This is a genomic window from Mycobacterium sp. SMC-11 (assembly GCF_046250095.1).
Taxonomy (GTDB): Bacteria; Actinomycetota; Actinomycetes; order Mycobacteriales; family Mycobacteriaceae; genus Mycobacterium; species Mycobacterium heraklionense_A.
On record NZ_CP176430.1, the window covers coordinates 1,317,537 to 1,334,793 of the forward strand.

13 protein-coding genes and 1 pseudogene are annotated in these 17,257 nt (G+C 69.1%); 8 read left to right on the forward strand and 6 right to left on the reverse strand.

The genetic code is table 11. From position 1 onward, the window contains the following. Positions 1 to 101: 101 nt before the first annotated feature. A complete protein-coding gene (locus ACKY0X_RS06310; protein ID WP_409428747.1) occupies positions 102 to 1,469 on the reverse strand; it encodes an FAD-binding oxidoreductase in 1,368 nt (455 codons plus the stop codon). A gap of 77 nt (positions 1,470 to 1,546) precedes the next feature. Beyond that, positions 1,547 to 2,746 carry an amidohydrolase family protein gene (locus ACKY0X_RS06315; RefSeq protein ID WP_409428748.1) on the reverse strand — a complete coding sequence of 400 codons (1,200 nt, stop codon included), beginning with the start codon at positions 2,744 to 2,746 and terminating at the stop codon, positions 1,547 to 1,549. Between the two features lie 83 nt (positions 2,747 to 2,829). On the opposite strand from ACKY0X_RS06315, the gene cynR reads away from it, so the two are divergent. From cynR to ACKY0X_RS06340, 5 genes are all read left to right on the forward strand, one after another. After that, positions 2,830 to 3,717, forward strand: coding sequence for a transcriptional regulator CynR (cynR, locus tag ACKY0X_RS06320; protein WP_409429529.1), 888 nt, complete (start codon positions 2,830 to 2,832; stop codon positions 3,715 to 3,717). A 71-nt stretch (positions 3,718 to 3,788) separates the two neighbouring features. Beyond that, complete coding sequence (locus tag ACKY0X_RS06325) at positions 3,789 to 4,280, forward strand: nucleoside deaminase (RefSeq protein WP_409428749.1); 492 nt, start codon at positions 3,789 to 3,791, stop codon at positions 4,278 to 4,280. A gap of 219 nt (positions 4,281 to 4,499) precedes the next feature. Continuing rightward, positions 4,500 to 4,925, forward strand: a complete 426-nt coding sequence (locus ACKY0X_RS06330; RefSeq protein WP_409429530.1) for a MarR family winged helix-turn-helix transcriptional regulator — start codon at positions 4,500 to 4,502, stop codon at positions 4,923 to 4,925. 66 nt (positions 4,926 to 4,991) lie between these two features. Further along, on the forward strand, positions 4,992 to 5,810 hold the full coding sequence (locus ACKY0X_RS06335) for a uracil-DNA glycosylase (protein ID WP_409428750.1): 819 nt from the start codon (positions 4,992 to 4,994) through the stop codon (positions 5,808 to 5,810). Between the two features lie 21 nt (positions 5,811 to 5,831). Further along, positions 5,832 to 6,863 (forward strand): LLM class flavin-dependent oxidoreductase, encoded by a 1,032-nt coding sequence (locus ACKY0X_RS06340; RefSeq protein ID WP_409428751.1) that lies wholly within the window; start codon positions 5,832 to 5,834, stop codon positions 6,861 to 6,863. 59 nt (positions 6,864 to 6,922) lie between these two features. Here ACKY0X_RS06340 and ACKY0X_RS06345 read toward each other — a convergent pair whose 3' ends face one another. From ACKY0X_RS06345 to ACKY0X_RS06360, 4 genes are all read right to left on the reverse strand, one after another. Further along, positions 6,923 to 11,020 (reverse strand): PecA family PE domain-processing aspartic protease, encoded by a 4,098-nt coding sequence (locus tag ACKY0X_RS06345; protein ID WP_409428752.1) that lies wholly within the window; start codon positions 11,018 to 11,020, stop codon positions 6,923 to 6,925. Positions 11,021 to 11,097: 77 nt separating this feature from the next. Then, positions 11,098 to 11,547, reverse strand: a complete 450-nt coding sequence (locus ACKY0X_RS06350) for a nitroreductase family deazaflavin-dependent oxidoreductase (RefSeq protein ID WP_409428753.1) — start codon at positions 11,545 to 11,547, stop codon at positions 11,098 to 11,100. A 4-nt stretch (positions 11,548 to 11,551) separates the two neighbouring features. After that, positions 11,552 to 11,989, reverse strand: a complete 438-nt coding sequence (locus ACKY0X_RS06355) for an HIT family protein (RefSeq protein WP_409428754.1) — start codon at positions 11,987 to 11,989, stop codon at positions 11,552 to 11,554. Between the two features lie 122 nt (positions 11,990 to 12,111). Next, complete coding sequence (locus tag ACKY0X_RS06360) at positions 12,112 to 13,263, reverse strand: MalY/PatB family protein (RefSeq protein WP_409428755.1); 1,152 nt, start codon at positions 13,261 to 13,263, stop codon at positions 12,112 to 12,114. Positions 13,264 to 13,295: 32 nt separating this feature from the next. On the opposite strand from ACKY0X_RS06360, the gene ACKY0X_RS06365 reads away from it, so the two are divergent. The 3 genes and pseudogenes from ACKY0X_RS06365 to ACKY0X_RS06375 form a co-directional block, all read left to right on the forward strand. After that, the gene (locus ACKY0X_RS06365; RefSeq protein ID WP_409428756.1) at positions 13,296 to 14,408 is read left to right on the forward strand and encodes an adenylate/guanylate cyclase domain-containing protein; all 1,113 of its coding nucleotides are present in this window, start codon (positions 13,296 to 13,298) and stop codon (positions 14,406 to 14,408) included. 98 nt (positions 14,409 to 14,506) lie between these two features. Next, positions 14,507 to 15,484, forward strand: coding sequence for an Acg family FMN-binding oxidoreductase (locus ACKY0X_RS06370; RefSeq protein WP_409428757.1), 978 nt, complete (start codon positions 14,507 to 14,509; stop codon positions 15,482 to 15,484). 414 nt (positions 15,485 to 15,898) lie between these two features. Then, positions 15,899 to 17,245: pseudogene (locus ACKY0X_RS06375) on the forward strand (13E12 repeat family protein); the annotation flags it as partial. Positions 17,246 to 17,257: the final 12 nt, after the last annotated feature.

Sequence of the window (17,257 nt, forward strand, 5' to 3'; positions counted from 1 at the left end):
ACGACAACGGCCCGCTCGGTGTCAATGGTCGCGTGTGAAATCCAGGACGCGACGCGCCGGGGGAGCGTCGGCGGATTCACACTCGAGGGGCTTGAGGCGGATCAGATCCCCGAACCCGGGTTGAGGATGTTCAGCGGGTCGAGCGCGGCCTTGACCCGCTGGTTCAGTGCCATCACGTCGGGACCCAGTTGCTCGGCCAGCCATGGCCGCTTCAACCGCCCCACGCCGTGCTCGCCGGTGATGGTGCCGCCCAGCGCCAGGGCCAGATCCATGATTTCGCCGTAGGCGAGCTCGGCGCGCCGCACGTGGTCGGGGTCATTCGGATCGTGCACGATCAACGGGTGCGTGTTGCCGTCGCCGGCGTGCGCGATCACCGAGATCAGCAGTTGGCGCTCGGCGGCAATCTTCTCGATACCGGTGATCAGCTCCGCCAGCCGCGGCACCGGTACTCCGACGTCCTCCAGCAGCAGCGGGCCCTGCGCCTCGACCGCCGGGATGCAGAATCGCCGGGCCGCGACGAAGCCCTCGGCTTCGACCGGGTCGTCGGTGGAGAACACCTCCTTGGCGTGGTGCTCGGTGAACACCCGGGCCATCAGCTCGACATCCTCGGCGCCCGCGTGGCCGCGCTCATCGGAGGCGGCCACCAGCATGGCCGCCGCCTCGCGGTCCAGGCCCATGCGCAGTTGGTCCTCGACGGCGTTGATCGCCGCGGAGTCCATGAACTCCAGCATCGACGGGCGCAGCCGCCCCGACACGTCGAGCACCGCCTCGGCCGCGGCGGTCACCGAGTCGAAAGTAGCTACCACCACAGCCGATTTCGGCTGAGCCGGCAAGAGTCGCAGGGTCACCTCCGTGACCACCCCGAGGGTGCCCTCGCTGCCGACGAACAGTTTGGTCAGCGACAGCCCGGCGACGTCCTTGAGGCGGGGCCCACCCAGGCGTACCGCGGTGCCGTCGGCCAGCACCACCTGCAGGCCCAGCACATAGTCGGTGGTCACGCCGTACTTGACGCAGCACAGGCCGCCGGCGTTGGTAGCGATGTTGCCGCCGATGCTGCAGATCTCGAACGACGACGGGTCCGGCGGGTACCACAGTCCGTAGGCGGCGACGGCCTTCTTCACCTCTGCGTTGAACAGGCCGGGCTGGCACACCGCGGTGCGGGTGACGGGGTCGACGGTGATGTCACGCATCTTCTCGGTGCACAGCACAATGCCGCCGTCGACCGCGGTGGCTCCGCCCGACAGGCCGGTGCCCGCGCCGCGAGTCACCACCGGTACCCGATGGGCGGTGGCCCAGCGCATCACCGTCTGCACTTCTTCGGTGCGCAGCGGGCGCACCACTGCCAGCGGCTGGCCCGCCATCGGGTCCAGCGCGTTGTCCTGCCGGTAGCCCGCGGTGATCGTCGGGTCGGTGACCACCATGCCCTCGGGCAGATCGGCGATGAGCTGGGTCAGTGCGTCGGCGTTCACGCAGGCCATCCTAGGAGGTGTGGGCCAACTGATTAGCTGCGCTGAGTCGCGCTGTCCCGTGGCGATGCGCGCTGCTTTCAGGCTCGGGTTCCGGCGACGACGCGCCCGTCGTGCAGCACCCACCGGCGCTCGGGATGGGCGGCGACCGCCTCGGCCAACCCGGCGGCCTCCACCACGACCAGGTCGGCGCGACACCCTGGCTGCACGCCGTAGCCATCGAGTTCGAGTACGGCCGCGGCGGAGTCGGTGATCAGCGAGGCGGCATAACCGAGTTCGTCGTCGGTCATCAGGGAGCCCTCCAGGCCGATGATGGTGGTGCGCTCCAGCATGTCGCCGGTGCCGTACGGCCACCAGGCGTCTCGGATGTTGTCCGAACCGGCGAACACCCGCACCCCATGGTCGCGTAACCGCAGCACCGGCGGCATAGTGCCGGCCGGACCGTTGGTCAGGATCGCCACACCGGCGTCGGCCAGTGCCGTTGCGGTGCGGTCGACTTCGTCGCCGTCGACCTGACCGAGCGCGTAGGCGTGGCTGACCGTGACCTTGCCGCCGAGCCCGAGGACGCGGGTGCGCTCGGCGATGGCGCGCAGCTGCCCGGTGCCGAGCGTGCCCGGGTCGTGCAGGTGGATGTCGACGCCGGCGCCGTGCCGGTCGGCCAGACCGAAGATGACGTCCAGCTGGCCGTCGACATCGCCGTCGAAGCCGGCCGGGTCCAGGCCGCCGATCACCTCAGCGCCCTCGGCCAGTGCGGCGTCCAGCAACTCGGCCACTCCCGGTGCGGTGACCACGCCGCTCTGCGGAAAGGCGACCAGCTGGATCGAGATTCGATCACGCAGGGCCGCACGGACTTCCAGCAGGGCGTGCAGTCCGGTCAACCCTGCCTCGAGATCGATGTCGACATGGGAGCGGACGTGGCCGGTGCCGAGCGAGACCATGCGGTTGGCCAACGCCGTCGCCCGTTCGGTGACCGGTACCCCGATCTGGGATCGCAGCGCCTTCTCGTTCGCGATCCGCTCACGCAGGGATCCGGCGGCCCGGTGCGGCTGCCATGGCGCACCCAAGAACGTCTTGTCGAGGTGACAGTGGCCGTCGACGAATGCGGGCAACACCAGCGCACCGCCGCAGTCGAGGGCATTCTCGCCGGGCGCCGAGGACTCGCGCTGGTGCGGATCGATCGCCGCGATCCGTCCGCCGCGCAGCGTTACATCGACCCGGCGGCCGTCCGGCAGCAACGCATCGACCAGCCGGTCCGGGCCGGATCCGTATGCCGCAGTCATGCGGTCCACCTTGCCTGACCACGGGCGATAGCGTCCAAGACGTAATCCCCATGACCTCGATTGGTAGCGCCTATAGTCAGTCGATGGAGCTGCGCCACATCCGGTATTTGCTGGCGGTGGCCGAACACGGGAATTTCACCCGCGCGGCCGAGGCGCTGCACATCTCCCAGCCGACGCTGTCGCAGCAGATCAAGCAGCTCGAGCGCGCATTGTCCGTGGAGCTGCTGGATCGCTCGGGTCGCACGGTGCGGCTGACCGATGCCGGCGAGGCGTATGCGGAGCATGCACGGCTGGCGCTGCGGGATCTCGATGCCGGTGAACGTGCGGTCCACGACGTTCAGGACCTCTCGCGCGGTCATCTGCGGGTGGCGATGATGCCGACGTTCACCGCCTACTTGATCGGGCCGCTGGTGCACCGATTCCACAGTGCGCATCCCGGCATCACGCTCTCGATACGGGAGGACACTCAAGACCGCATCGAGGCGGACCTGCTCGCCGACCGGCTGGACCTCGGGATCGCCTTCGCGGGTCCCCATGCCGCCGGGATCGATCACACCGCGCTGTTCACCGAGACGCTGACACTGGTGGTCGGGTCGGGCCACGCCTTTGCGACGAGAGCGACACCGCTGCCGGTTGCCCGGCTGGCCCGCGAGCCGCTTTGCCTGCTGAGCACCGACTTCGCCACCCGGCTACAGATCGACGCCTACTTCACCGACCGGGGCGTCGCCCCCCAAATCACGGTCGAAGCCAATTCGATCAGCGCGCTGCTGGCATCGGTGCGCGGCGGCACACTGACCACCGTGCTGCCCGATGCGATCACCCGTGAGCATCACGATGTGCACGCCGTGCCGCTCGTCCCGCCACTGCCCACCCGAACCGTGGTGGCGCTCGTGCGCGCCACGGCCTATCACTCGGCGGCGGCACAGGCATTTACCCGGATGCTGGCGGAAGTAGCGCGCGAAATCGATTGATGACACCTATCACGATCATCGGAGATAAGTATTGGACGCTATAGCGGCGGCTGGGGCAGCCTGAAGGTGCCATGGATTTCGCGCAACACACCATTGAGCTTGCCCGCCGCAATGTCGAGGAGGGCGGGCGTCCGTTCGCGACGGTGATCGTCAAGGACGGTGCGATTCTGGCCGAAAGTCCGAACCGGGTCGCCCAAACGAACGATCCCACCGCGCACGCGGAGATTCTCGCCATTCGGCAGGCCTGCACGGCGCTGGGCGCCGAGCACCTGATCGGCGCCACCATCTACATCCTGGCCTCGCCGTGCCCGATGTGTCTGGGTGCGTTGTACTACTGCTCGCCGGACGAGGTCGTCTTCTTGACCACCCGTGAGGCCTATGAGCCGTACTACGTCGATGACCGAAAGTACTTCGAGCTCAACACCTTCTACGACGAGTTCGCCAAGCCCTGGGATCAGCGGCGACTCCCCATGCGGCACGACCCGCGCGACGACGCGGTGGACGTCTACCGGTTATGGCAGCAGCGCAACGGGGCAACGCTCGAAAGCAGTACGGCGAACTAGTTGATACAACAATTACAATGACCTGATTGCACTCGGGTGCCATCGGCGTCGCGGGCGTACCAATGTCCGCGCTGAAGCTGGTTTTTCCTGTGGAGACATTTGGTCGATGTCGGCATATGGGCCACGTTGACTCCCATTTCATAGTTGTAAGAGCAACCACCAAGGGGCAGGCTAGTCGTGACGGAAGAGGGCCGATGGCTGAGTGAAGCCGAGCAGCGCATGTGGCGGGCATATCTGGACAGCACTCGGCTGCTACTGCGCGAGCTCGAAGCTCAGCTATTTGCCGACGGCGGCATCACCTTTGCCGATTTCGAGGTATTGATGTTGTTGTCCGAAGCGCAGCACCGCAGGTTGCGGATGGGTGAGCTCACCGAGGCGGCGGTAGCGACTCGTGGCGGGATCGCCGGGGCGGTGAGTCGATTGGCCAGAGCGGGGTGGCTGCGCCGCGTCGGGTGCGACGAGGACAGGCGCGGCTGGTTCGCCGAGCTGACCGAAGCCGGGCAGGCGAAATTGGAGTCGGTTACCGGTGGGCACGTTGCCGCGTTGCGGCGCAACCTTTTCGATCTGCTCAGTCCGCGTGACGTGGACCTGTTCGCACACGCCTATGCGCAGGTCCGCGCCAATTTGTCCGAGAGCTCCCGCTAAGCGTTGCCGTGCGCCCGCACCGTGCCGATACTGGGCATCGGATCCCAGAGCGTGCACAGTAGACCAATGCTCAACCACCCCCGCACCGGTCAGCCGTTCGCCTCCCCGGTGCCGCCCGGGGCCGGGTGGCCCGGCGACCCGGCAACCCCGGAAACGCCACCGGCCGCCGACGCTGCGCACGTGGTGCAGCTGGCCGAGCAAGTCGAGTCGATCGACGAACTCGACGCGCTGATCAGCGTCTGCCGGGCCTGCCCGCGGCTGGTGACCTGGCGCGAACAGGTGGCACTCGCCAAGCGAAAGTCCTTCGCCGACCAGCCCTACTGGGGGCGGCCGGTGCCGGGCTGGGGCTCCCCGAAACCCAAGATCGTGATCGTCGGATTGGCCCCGGCCGCCAATGGTGCCAACCGCACCGGACGGATGTTCACCGGCGACCGGTCCGGCGACCAGCTCTACGCCGCGCTGTACCGGGCCGGCCTGGTCAACCAGCCCACCAGCGTCGACGCTGCGGATGGCCTGCACGCCACCGACATCCGGATCATCGCCCCGGTGCGCTGCGCCCCGCCGGAGAACGCTCCGACGACGGTCGAGCGCAACACCTGCGCACCCTGGATCGACTCCGAATGGCAACTGATCGCGCCACACGTGCGGGTGGTGATCGCGTTGGGCGGCTTCGCCTGGCAGATCGCGCTGCGGATCGCCGCCGAGCAGATGCCCAAACCCAAACCGAAGTTCGGGCACGGCGCGATCGCCGAACTCGGTCCGGCATTGCGGCTGTTGGGCTGCTATCACCCCAGTCAACAGAACATGTTCACCGGCCGGCTGACCCCGGCCATGCTGGACGACATCTTTGCGCAGGCTTCGGGGCTGGCGGGACTATCCGGCTGAGTCCCGGTGTTGAGTAGCAGCGTGCGTCTTTCCGTTCTTGATCTCGTCCCGGTCCGCACCGACCAGTCCACCGCTGATGCGCTGGCTGCGACGGTACGGCTGGCCCAGACTGCTGACCGCCTCGGGTTCACCCGATATTGGGTGGCCGAACACCACAACATGCCTTCGGTAGGTGCCACCAGCCCGCCGGTACTCCTCGCCTACCTCGCCGCGCAGACGTCGCGGGTGCGGCTCGGTTCGGGCGGGGTGATGCTGCCTAACCATGCCCCGCTGGCCGTCGCCGAACAGTTCGCATTGTTGGAGGCCGCCGCACCCGGCCGCATCGACTTGGGCATCGGACGGGCGCCCGGATCCGACCCTGTCACCTCGGTCATGCTGCGCTCAGGCCGTGGCGACGAAGACATCGAGAACTTTCCCGACTATCTCGACCATGTGCGGGCGATGATGAGCAGCCGCGGGGTGCAGGTCCAGCTGCGTGACGGGGACTATCTGCTCAAGGCCACTCCGGCTGCCGCCGGCGAGCCGCGGTTGTGGCTGTTGGGGTCGAGCATGTATTCGGCGCGGCTGGCCGCGGCCAAGGGGCTGCCTTACGTGTTCGCCCACCACTTCTCCGGCCAGGGCACCGAGGATGCGCTGGCCTACTACCGGGAGAATTTCACGCCGAGCGAAGTGTGCGCGGCGCCGACGACATTTCTGACCGTCAACGCATCGGTTGCCGAAACCCGTGATGAGGCAATGGCGTTGATGCTGCCCAATCTGCAGATGATGGCTCGGTTGCGGACCGGGCGGCCGCTGGGAGCGGTCGATCTGGTCGAGGACGCGCAGGCGGCAGCGGTCTCCGATTCCGAACAACGCATCATCTACAGCGGCTTGCGGCGCGCGGTCGTCGGCACACCGGCCGAAGCGGCCGAGCAGCTCACCGCACTGGCGGAGCACTTCGCCGTCGACGAGGTGATGATCAACCCGGTCGCTTCGGCGCACCGCGGCACCGACCCGGCCACCGCGCCCGGCCGGGAACGCACCTGCGAACTGTTGGCCAAGGAGCTGCTGTAAGGCCTTAGCGGCGATCGCGAGGGCGGCGGAGCCGGGCGAAGCGGGTCGCCGCCATGAACCTAGCGGCTGATGATGGTCGCCCCGTAACCGCTGGGCCGGTAGTCGATGTAGACCGGGTTCACCGAGAACGGGTAGTAGCCGCTGTTGGCCGCCCCACCGGACGTCACATACGGACCGTTGTTCGTGGTGGTGTAGGAGTACAGCAGGGTGCTGCCGTCGGCGTTGTACACCGAGATCACCGTCCCGGCCGGCACCTGCGTGCCGACCCCGAGTTGCGGGAACAGCGACTGCGGGATGCTGCCGTACATGCCGCCCGAGTCGATCGAGGTCGTGACGGCCACCGGGGGAGCGCCGTTGATGGAGATCATCGTGTCCACGAAGGGCGATCCGGAGACGGAGGTCTCGGGATCGAGTGGGTTCGGTCCGAAAATTACTTGGCCGGTCTGCTCGTCGATGAGCACGCCCTGGTTGAGCGCACCGGGCAGCGCCGAGATGATCGTCGACGTGCCGGCATAGCCGTTGTTGGGACCGATACCCAGGACTCCGACGATGCCGTACTGGTTGAAGTACTGCGTCATCAGTGCGTTCGACCCGGAAGTGACCACGTTGACACCGGTGGGGTCGGTGACAAGGTCTCCCGAGCAGGCAAGCTTTTCGCAGAATCCCACCGTGGTGCTGTAGGTCTGGTAGCCGTAGCTGTTGTTGCCCAGTCCGGCGTAGCTGGCATTGCCCGACAGCAGCACGTTGCCGAGGCTGCCGGGGTTGCCGACCGCACTGCTCAGAATCGTCAGGCCGGTGGAGCCGGTGTCGATCTGCACCGGCACCGGTGGGCCGCCGTTGATCGAGATGTAGACGATCGGGCTGATGCCGCCGCTTTGCAGGTACAGCGGAATGGTGGCGTTGACCGGGCCCTCGGGGCCACCGGTCTCGCCGGCGTGCCCGGTGCCGGAACCGGCCCCGCCCGCGCCTCCGGCGCCGTTGGCGCCGTTGCTGCCGACTGCGCCGCCACGTCCACCGTCGCCGCCGTCGCCGCCGCTGCCGCCGTTGGCTCCGAGCCCGCCAGCGGCTACCGCACCCGCAGCCCCGCCGTCGCCGCCGTCACCGGCCGCCCCACCGTGCACGTTCGTTCCGGTCAGGGTGGCGTCGCCGCCGTCACCGCCATTGCCGCCATGGCCGCCAGCGCCGGCGTTGCCGCCGCTGCCCGCGTGGGCGCCCAAACCGCCGGCTCCGCCCGCTCCGGCGTTACCGCCGGCGCCGCCGTGTCCGCCGTCACCGCCGCTGGAGCCCTGCGCGTAGTAGGTGCCGGTGGCGCTCCCGCCGTTGGCGCCGGCGCCCCCGACGCCGCCGTTTCCGCCGGTGCCGCCGTTGAACCCGGTGTCGCCCTTGCCGCCGGAGCCGCCGGCGCCAGCGGCCCCGCCGTTGCCGCCGTCCCCGCCGATGCCGACAGGTGCCTTGTTGATTCCGGGCTGGGCGTAGAGCCCGGAGCCGGGAGCCCCGCCGCCACCGGCCGCCCCGCCATTACCGCCATTGCCGCCGGTACCGCCGGCGCTGTTGTCGCCGGCCCCGCCGGTGCCGCCTCCGCCACCGGTACCGCCCCCGCCGCCGGCACCGCCGTCACCGTTGGTGCCGAACCTGCCGTGCTCACCCGCGGCGGCGTTGCCGGCGTAGGCAGAACCACCCGCGCCGCCACTGCCGCCGGCGCCGCCGTTGCCGCCGTCGAAGCCGGTGCCGCCGCCGAGCGCTCCGCCGTAACCCAGCCCGCCGTTGCCGCCGACGCCGCCGGCCCCGCCGTCACCGCCGCTGCCGTATTGCACGTTGTTGGCCACGTCCAGCGTGGCGATGCCGTTGCCGCCGCCGTTGCCGCCGGCCCCACCGGCGCCACCGGCACCACCATTACCGGTGCCAGTTCCCTGTGCGTAGGCGCTGCTGCCGCCGGCGCCGCCTATGCCGCCCGCTCCGCCGTTGCCGCCGCTGCCGGGCAGGGTGGCGCTGGGAGGCAGCTGGCTCTGGTCCACGCCGCGGCCGCCGTCTCCGGCCTTGCCGCCGGCACCGCCGTTGCCGCCGTTGCCGTCGCCGAGCGAGTTTCCGCCGGCCCCACCCTTGCCGCCGTTGCCGCCGTCTCCGGCGTTGCCGTTGTTGACGACCGGGTTGCCGTTGGCGCCGGCCGCGCCGTTGCCGCCGGCCCCGCCGTTGCCCCCGTTGCCGTGCAGGCTGCCGGTCCCGCCGGCGCCGCCGTTGCCGCCGTTGGCTCCCGGGGTGACGGCATTGAAGCCGTTGCCGCCGTTGCCGCCGTTCCCGGCAGGGGCGGTCGGCGACGGATCACTGCCGGCCCCGCCCGGGATGCCATCACCGCCATTGCCGGGCGGACTGCCAAGGCCGCCGTTGCCGCCGTAGCCGCTCGTGCCGAACATGCCGCCGTTGCCGCCGCGACCGCCATCCGGATGGGCCGCACTGCCATTGCCGCCGTTGCCGCCGTCGCCGGGATTGCCGCCGTACCCGCCGTGGCCGCCGCGTCCGCCCGCACCCTCAAGCCCTGCGGCGCCGTGTGCGGCGGTGCCGCCCGCGCCGCCGTTGCCACCGGTGCCACCGGTCCCGCCGGTGCCGCCGTTGCCGCCATTACTGCCGGCGCCGCCGGCAACGCTGCTGTTGGCGCCGTCGGATCCGGTGCCGCCGGTCCCGCCCATGCCGCCGTAGCCGCCGGCGCCACCGTTGCCGGCATCGCCACCGAGGGTTCCGCCCGCACCGCCTACGCCGCCGTTCCCGCCATTGCCGCCGATACCACCGGAACCACCGGCGACACCATTACCGGTCGCATTGCTGCCGTGGGCACCGAGCCCGCCCGCGCCGCCGGCGCCGCCGTGACCGCCGTCGCCGTACACGCCGCCGTTGCCGCCGTTACCTCCGGTGCCGCCGTTACCGGCGGCTCCGGTGGTGGCGGCAAAGCCCGCCCCGCCGTCGCCGCCGTTGCCCCCACTGCGGCCGGCCACTCCGACGGCACCGGCAGCACCTTGGGCACCGGTGCCTGCCAGACCCCCGGCCCCGGACATCCCGCCGGCCCCGCCGTTTCCTGCTGCGCCGGCGTTGCCGCCGTTGCCGCCCGTGCCGCCGTCCAGGTGGGCGGCTGTGCCTGCCGCTCCGGTTCCGCCGGTACCACCCACACCGGCCGCGCCGCCTTGGCCACCGGCGCCGCCATCGCCGTTTGCTCCGGCAGTACCGCGACCCGATGCGCCACCGGCCCCTCCATTGCCGCCCTGGCCGCCGCTTCCGCCGTATCCGCCGTCGCTGCCATTGCCTCCCGTGCCGCCATTGATGGCGAAATCTCCGGTGTGGCCATCGGTACCGGCCCCGCCGTTGCCGCCGGACCCGCCGGCCCCGCCGTTGCCGCCCCGGCCGCCGTCTCCGAACAGTGTTGACAGGCTCGTCCCGCCGGCGCCCCCGCCGCCGCCCGTGCCACCGGTTCCGCCGAGGGCACCAGTCGCACCGACAAATCCCGCTCCGCCGACGCCACCGGCGCCGCCGTTGCCAAACAGCCAGGCGACGGCATCGCCGCCGGCACCGCCAACTCCGGCGGTTTCGCCGTTGATACCGATTCCGCCTGCGCCGCCGGCGCCGCCGTTGCCCATGAACGACCCGCCGGCGCCGCCGATGCCGCCCGCCGCGCCGGCTCCACCGTCGCCGCCGGCCCCGCCGTCACCGAACATGCCGGCCGCTCCGCCATTGCCGCCGGCCACCCCGGCCTCGCTCTGGTCGAAGCCGTTTCCGCCGTCGCCGAACCACAGGCCGCCGGCGCCGCCGTTGGGGTTTTCTGCGGTGCCGTCAGCACCGTTACCGATCAGGATCTGGCCGGCGGCGGTATTGATCCAGCCATTGACCATCGTTCCGAAGTCGCTGTTGATCCAGTTGTCGATGGACGTGTGGAACGGGTCGTAGAAGAGCTGGTCAAACCATGCCGCGGAGTCGAATGGGCTGGTGTCCGCGGCCACTCCGGCGGCCGGCGTGAACATGTCGATCAGCCAGTCGAAGTCCATCCCGTCGGCGTGTGCCGATCCAGCAGCGGGCGTCAGCCCGACAGCGAGGAACGTGCCGACCGCCGCTCCGGCTCCCGCCAGGCGCCGGCGTGCTGACTTCGACTTACCCGGCCCACCCTGACGACTCATCGCCCCAAAGTACTAGCTGAGTGATACCTGAGCAAAGGAGAACAGCGAACTACTCTCAGAAATAGTGCTTACTGAGTTCAGCGCACCGGAGTGAGCCTGACCACGGGGATTGGCCGAGTGGTGCGGTGCTGGTAGCCATCGTACCGATTCGCATTGTTGTCGTTGACGATTCGCCACAGCCGGGCGTAGTCCGCGTCGTCGGGCAGCACCGGCTGCGCGGTGACCCGCAGACGCTTCGGCCCGACGTTGATTTCCACATCCGGGTTGGCCCTGAGGTTGTGGTACCAGCCAGGGGAGCGGGGCGCGCCGCCCATCGACGCGACAATCAGGTACGTGTCGCCGTCGCGAGCGTAGGACAGCGTCGACGTGCGCGCCTGGCCCGTTTTCGCCCCGACGGTATGCAGCAACAGGTTGGGCGGCAGACCCGGCACCTTGTGGCCGATCCGGCCGCCGGTCCGTTGGTAGATCAGGTTGTGCAGGGTAAGCACTCGAACGCCCACCCGTTCAATCCAAGGGAGATGATCCATCGCTTCAGTCTGACTGCGCGGTGCCGCTGCTGGCCAGTGCGGCTCGCAGGATCTTCCCGGTGGCCTCGCGGTTCGGGTCTCGCCGCACCAGCAGACCCTTGGCGAAGGACAGCCGGTCCCCGTCACGACGCGGGACCACGTGCAGGTGGATGTGGAACACGCTCTGAAAGGCTGCCCGGCCGTCGTTGATCACCAGGTTGTTGCCGTCGGCGTGCAGCCCGGAGGCGCGTGCGGCCTGGGCGATCCGCTGCCCGACGGTGAGCATGCCGGCCAGGGTGGGCGCCGGCGTGTCGGTCAGGTCCACGAAGTGCTGTTTGGGGATCACCAGGGTGTGGCCGCGGGTGAACGGCCGGATGTCAAGAAACGCCAAGTACTCGTCGTCTTCGTAAACCCGCACCGCCGGCGCGTCACCGGCGACCACGGCGCAGAACACACAAGACATGCCCGCCACGTTAGCGATCACGGCGATCGCAAGCGCGGCGGAGCCGGGCGCCGCGGGTCGCCGTTAGCGATCAAGGCGATCGCAAGCGCGGCGGAGCCGGGCGCCGCGGGTCGCCGCTGCGATCAAGTCAGCGCACCGGCCATCGCCTCGATCGCCCGGTCCAGGATCGCCCGGGTGGTCGCGAAGTTCAGCCGCGCGAATCCCCGTCCGCCGCCGAACGGGATGCCGGGGCTCAGTGCCACGCGCGCGTCGGCCAGCAGGATCTCGGCCGGTTCGGCGGGCAGCCCCAGCGCCCGGAAATCGAGCCAAGCCAGGTAGGTGGCCTCGGGATGGCTGACCCGCAGGCCCGGCAATGCCGCGGGAAGCGCTGTGCTGAGGTGGTCGCGGTTGGCTCGGAGGTAGGTCAGCAGGGCGTCCAGCCACGGTCCACCGTGGCGGTAGGCGGCAAGGTTGGCGCTGATGCCGACGGTGGCGGCGCCCATGGTGTGCAGCATGTTGATTCGGTCCCAGGCGGCGGCGTCGCGCGGATTGGTCAGGATCACCTGGGCGCACATCAGCCCGGGCAGGTTCCAGCCTTTGGAGGCCGACATCAGCGTGATGACGGTGTCGGCGGCGGCGGGCGACACCGAGGCAGCCGCGACGTGGGGACGGTCGTAGACCAGGGGGGCGTGGATCTCGTCGGCGATCACCCGGGCGCCGTGGCGTGCGGCGATGTCCACGATCGCACTGAGCTCTTCGGCGGTGAAGGCGGTGCCCAGCGGGTTGTTCGGGTTGCACAAGATCAGCGATCCGGCGCCGGCGGCGAACGCGGCGTCCAGGGCATCCAGGTCCATCAGGTAGCGACCTGAATCCTGCTGTGTCATAGGGATTTCGATACGTTGACGGCCGGTCACGGTCAACAGGTCGAAGAACGGCATGTAGGCCGGTACCGGCAGCACCACCGGGCTCTCTGGACGGGTGAGGAACTCGATCACCACCTCCATGCCCTTGAGGACGTCGGGCACCACCCGCACCCATTCCGGCTGGATAGGCCAGCCGTAGCGGCGTTCGCACCATTGTGTGAGTGCCACTGGCAATGCGTCGGAGCCCAGCGCCGGATAGCCGAACTCCTCGTTGGCCACGCAGGCGCGCACCCCGTCGAGCACCGCGGGCGCGGTGGGGAAGTCCATCTCGGCGATCCACAGCGCCAGCACGTCGGGGGCGAAGTGATTCCACTTGATGGTGTTGCGGGCACGGAGTTGTTCGGGGGTCAGCGCATCGAAGACTTCAGCCACTCCGTCAGTCTGCCGCGAGATACGTTTGCGGTGTGGGGGACCCTGAGATCGAGGACTTGCTGGCCGGGCTGGAGGGCACTGCGCGTGCCGAGCGTGCCGAACTGATCGAATGGCTGCTGGGACAGGGCATCACCGCCGAGGAGATCCGCGGCAACGTCTCGCCGATGTTGTTGGCGTCGCGACGGCTGGTCGGCGACGACGGCACCTACGTCTCGGCCCGCGAGATCAGTGAATCCAGCGGAGTCGACCTCGAACAGTTGCAGCGTCTGCAGCGTGCGGTCGGGCTGCCCTGGATGGACGACCCGGACGCCCCGGCGCAGATGCGGGCCGACGCCAGCATCGCCCTGCATGCGCGCCGCTTCATCGACGCCGGCATCGACGCCGAGCAGGCCCTGCAGACCGCTCGGTTGTTGGCCGATGGGCTGGCGCACACCGCGGAATTCATGCGCTTCACGGTGTTGTCTGCGATCGGCGAGCCGGGCGTCACCGAGTTGCAGATCGCCCAGCGGTCGCGGGATCTGGTGGCGGGGCTTGCGCCGATGTTGGGTCCGTTCGTCCAGGACATGCTGATGATGCAGCTGCGTCATCAGCTCGACATCGACGCCGTCACCGCCAGCGAGCGCCTGGCCGGCGCACCGCTGCCGGGAGCGCGCCAGATCACCGTCGCATTCGCCGACCTGGTCGGCTTCACCCGGCTCGGGGAGATGGTGCCCCCCGAGGAGCTGGTTCAGCTCGCCGAACGCCTGACCGTGCTGGGGCGCGAGATCGCCGTGCCGCCGGTGCGCTTCATCAAGACCATCGGCGACGCGGTGATGTTTGTCTGCCCGGAGCCGGCGCCGCTGGTCGGTGCGGTGTTGAGGCTGGTTGAGGCGGCCCAGGCCGACGACACCTTGCCTCGGCTTCGTGCCGGTATCGCCTCCGGTGAGGCGGTGAGCCGGGTCGGGGACTGGTTCGGCAGCCCGGTGAACACCGCGAGCCGGATAACCGGGGTCGCCCGACCGGGCACGGTGCTGGTCGCTGAGCCGGTGCGGGTGGCGTTGACCGAATCTGCCGACTTCCAATGGTCGTTCGCCGGCGGACGTCACCTCAAGGGCATCAAGAGCGAGGTGAATCTGTTCCGTGTCCGCCACCGCGCCGACGACTGAAGCGGGGTCCAACGCCGACCGGTCGGTGACTAACGGCCCCTGTTGCGCCTGGGAGGCGGCTGGGAGCCTGAAGGCGACAGACCCGTTGGAGGTGGCTGATGCTGGACACGACCGTGGATTACGAGGTCCTCACCGAAGCGGTGCGGCTGGCCTGCCGGGCGCCGTCGCTGCACAACAGCCAGCCATGGCGATGGGTGGCCGACCGAGGCCGGCTGGACCTGTACCTGGATCCGACTCGCGCCGTGCACGGCGACCAGTCGGCGCGGGAGGCATTGATCAGTTGCGGCGCCGTGCTGGATCACCTGCGCGTCGCAATGGCTGCGGCCGGCTGGACCGCGGAGATCGAGCGGTTCCCGGATGCCGCGCAGCCAGAGCACCTGGCCTCGGTCGGATTCACGGCCGCAGACCGGGTCACCGATCTGGACCGCTATCGTGCCGGTGCGATCCTGACCCGCCACACTGATCGACTGCCGTTCATGGCGCCGAACAACTGGGGCCCCTTCGAGACGGTGCTGTACGACACGGTGACCGGCCCGGTGCGGCTGAGCGTGCTCGCCGATGAGCTGCGCTCGAAACTTGCCGAGGCGTCCGAGCTTGCCGAGGCATTGCGCCTGTACGACTCGTCGTATCACGCTGAACTCGGTTGGTGGACAGCACCGTTCGAGGTCTCTGATGGGATTCCGGAGAGCGCTCTGGTCTCGGCCGCCGAAAGCGACCGGGTTGACATCGGGCGAACCTTCCCGGTCACCCACAACCGGGAACGACGCACCGAGGTTGGCGACGATCACTCGAAGATCGTGCTGTTGTCGACTGCCAGCGACGAGCCGGGCGATGCGCTGGCCTGCGGTGAGGCGCTCTCGACGGTGCTGCTGGAATGCACCATGGCGGGCTTGGCGACGTGTCCGGTAACGCATCTGACCGAGGTGCCCGCAGGCCGGGCGCTGCTTGCTGGACTGGTCGGCGGCGATGGTCTGCCCCAGGTGTTGGTGCGCGTCGGTGGTGCTCCGGCGCTGGAGAAACCCCCGGTGTCGACACCGCGGCGGCCGCTCGCCGATGTGCTGCACCTGAAGCTCTGATGGGCGACCCCCGGGGGGCTTGGCGGCGCCCGGGGGATTGGAAAGTTGCCCGGCTTTGAGCGACTCATGCGGGTGCGTGATACGCGCCGCGTTGAGGCTAATCGCCCAAAGCCGGGCAACTATTCATGTGGCTCCAGAGTGGGCCGTCACCGAAAATTAGGGCAGGCCCGGACTGACATGGGAGCGTCTACACTTCCAGCGCGGCTGGCTTTCACCCTCTTGTCCAGCTCTTCGGATTACGGTCATGTCCGAGCCTGCTTCGCAGTCGAATCTACGCTTGTAGCTACTGGTCGGCAATGGGTCAGCCTCAAGTGATTTTCTCATGGAGTAGTCACTGTATTCACTTGTGTAACAGTAGTTTTGGTTGTGGATAAGTTCTGCGACTTGTCGGACTCCCGCCGCTACTATTAGCACATGCGTTCGAACAGTCGCGAAGAGATCGTCGAAGTCTTCGACGCCCTGTCCGCTGACCTGGATCGGGCGCTGGATCTGGACTTCGACGCCCTGACCCCACGGGAATGCCTGGCGCTGCTGCGGCGCTGCGAGCGGCTGCGGCGGCGCCTTCCCGCGGTGGAGCATCCTCTGGTCAATCGGCTGGCCGGCACCGACCCCGCCGAGTTGGGCGGCAAACCCCGCTGGGTGCTGGCCGACGAGTTGCATCTGACCCGCGGTGAGGCCGGGCGGCGTCTGGCGGAGGCCGCCGAACTCGGTGACCGCCGCACCCTCACCGGCGAACCATTGGAACCGGCACTACCCGCGGTGGCTACCGCGCAGCGGGAGGGGAAGATCAGTGCCGCTCACATCGCGGTGATCCGCTCGTTCTTCACCTACCTGCCCGACGCGATCGATGCCGGCACCTTGACCCAGGCCGAAAAGCACCTAACTGCATTGGGTGCCGAGTGTCGCCCCGATGAACTCGCCAAACTCGCCCAACGCCTGGCCGATCACCTGCATCCCGACGGCAACTACACCGAGGACGATCGCGCCAAACGCCGCGGTGTAGTGCTCGGCCCCCAAGACCGCGATGGCATGAGCCCGATCAAGGGCTACCTCGACCCCCAAGCCCGCGCCACCCTCGACGCCGTACTGGCCCGCTGGGCTGCCCCTGGCATGTGCAACCCGGGCGATGAGACTCCCTGCACCGGCGGGACCCCCAGTCAAGCCGCGATCGACGCCGACACCCGCAGCGTCGCCCAACGCAATCACGATGCCCTGACCGCCATGGGCCGCGCCCTACTGGCTTCCGGGGACCTGGGGCAGCACAACGGTTTACCGGCCGCCATCATCGTCTCGGCCGCGCTGGACGACCTGGAATCGGGCACCGGCAAAGCCCACACCGGCGGCGGCACCTGACTACCCATGCGCGACGTCATCGCCATGGCCAGCCACGCCCACCACTACCTACGCATCTACGACGGCGCCAAAGAACTTGCCCTGTTCCACACCAAGCGGCTGGCTTCGCCGGCCCAACGCATCGTGCTCTACGCCAAAGAACGCGGGTGCTCCCACCCCAACTGCCCGGTTTCCGGCTACTGCTGCGAAGTGCATCACGACGAGGACTACGCCAAAACCGGGCGCACCGACATCACCGGCCTGACCCTGCGCTGCGGCACCCACCACGAACTCATCACCTCGGGCGGCTGGAAAACCCGCAAGCGCCTCGACGGCACCACCCAAACCCTGCCCCCACCCCACCTAGACAGAGGTCAACCCCGTACCAACCACTACCACCACCCAGAGCGGCTGCTGGGGGACAACGAGACGACGACGCGC

Coding starts and splice junctions, on each gene's coding strand:
- ACKY0X_RS06350 (WP_409428753.1), bottom strand. CDS start 11,547: ATGGATCATCTCCCTTGGATTGAACGGGTGGGCGTTCGAGTGCTTACC.
- ACKY0X_RS06330 (WP_409429530.1), top strand. CDS start 4,500: ATGTGGCGGGCATATCTGGACAGCACTCGGCTGCTACTGCGCGAGCTC.
- ACKY0X_RS06325 (WP_409428749.1), top strand. CDS start 3,789: ATGGATTTCGCGCAACACACCATTGAGCTTGCCCGCCGCAATGTCGAG.
- cynR (WP_409429529.1), top strand. CDS start 2,830: ATGGAGCTGCGCCACATCCGGTATTTGCTGGCGGTGGCCGAACACGGG.
- ACKY0X_RS06315 (WP_409428748.1), bottom strand. CDS start 2,746: ATGACTGCGGCATACGGATCCGGCCCGGACCGGCTGGTCGATGCGTTG.
- ACKY0X_RS06370 (WP_409428757.1), top strand. CDS start 14,507: ATGCTGGACACGACCGTGGATTACGAGGTCCTCACCGAAGCGGTGCGG.
- ACKY0X_RS06335 (WP_409428750.1), top strand. CDS start 4,992: ATGCTCAACCACCCCCGCACCGGTCAGCCGTTCGCCTCCCCGGTGCCG.
- ACKY0X_RS06345 (WP_409428752.1), bottom strand. CDS start 11,020: ATGAGTCGTCAGGGTGGGCCGGGTAAGTCGAAGTCAGCACGCCGGCGC.
- ACKY0X_RS06355 (WP_409428754.1), bottom strand. CDS start 11,989: ATGTCTTGTGTGTTCTGCGCCGTGGTCGCCGGTGACGCGCCGGCGGTG.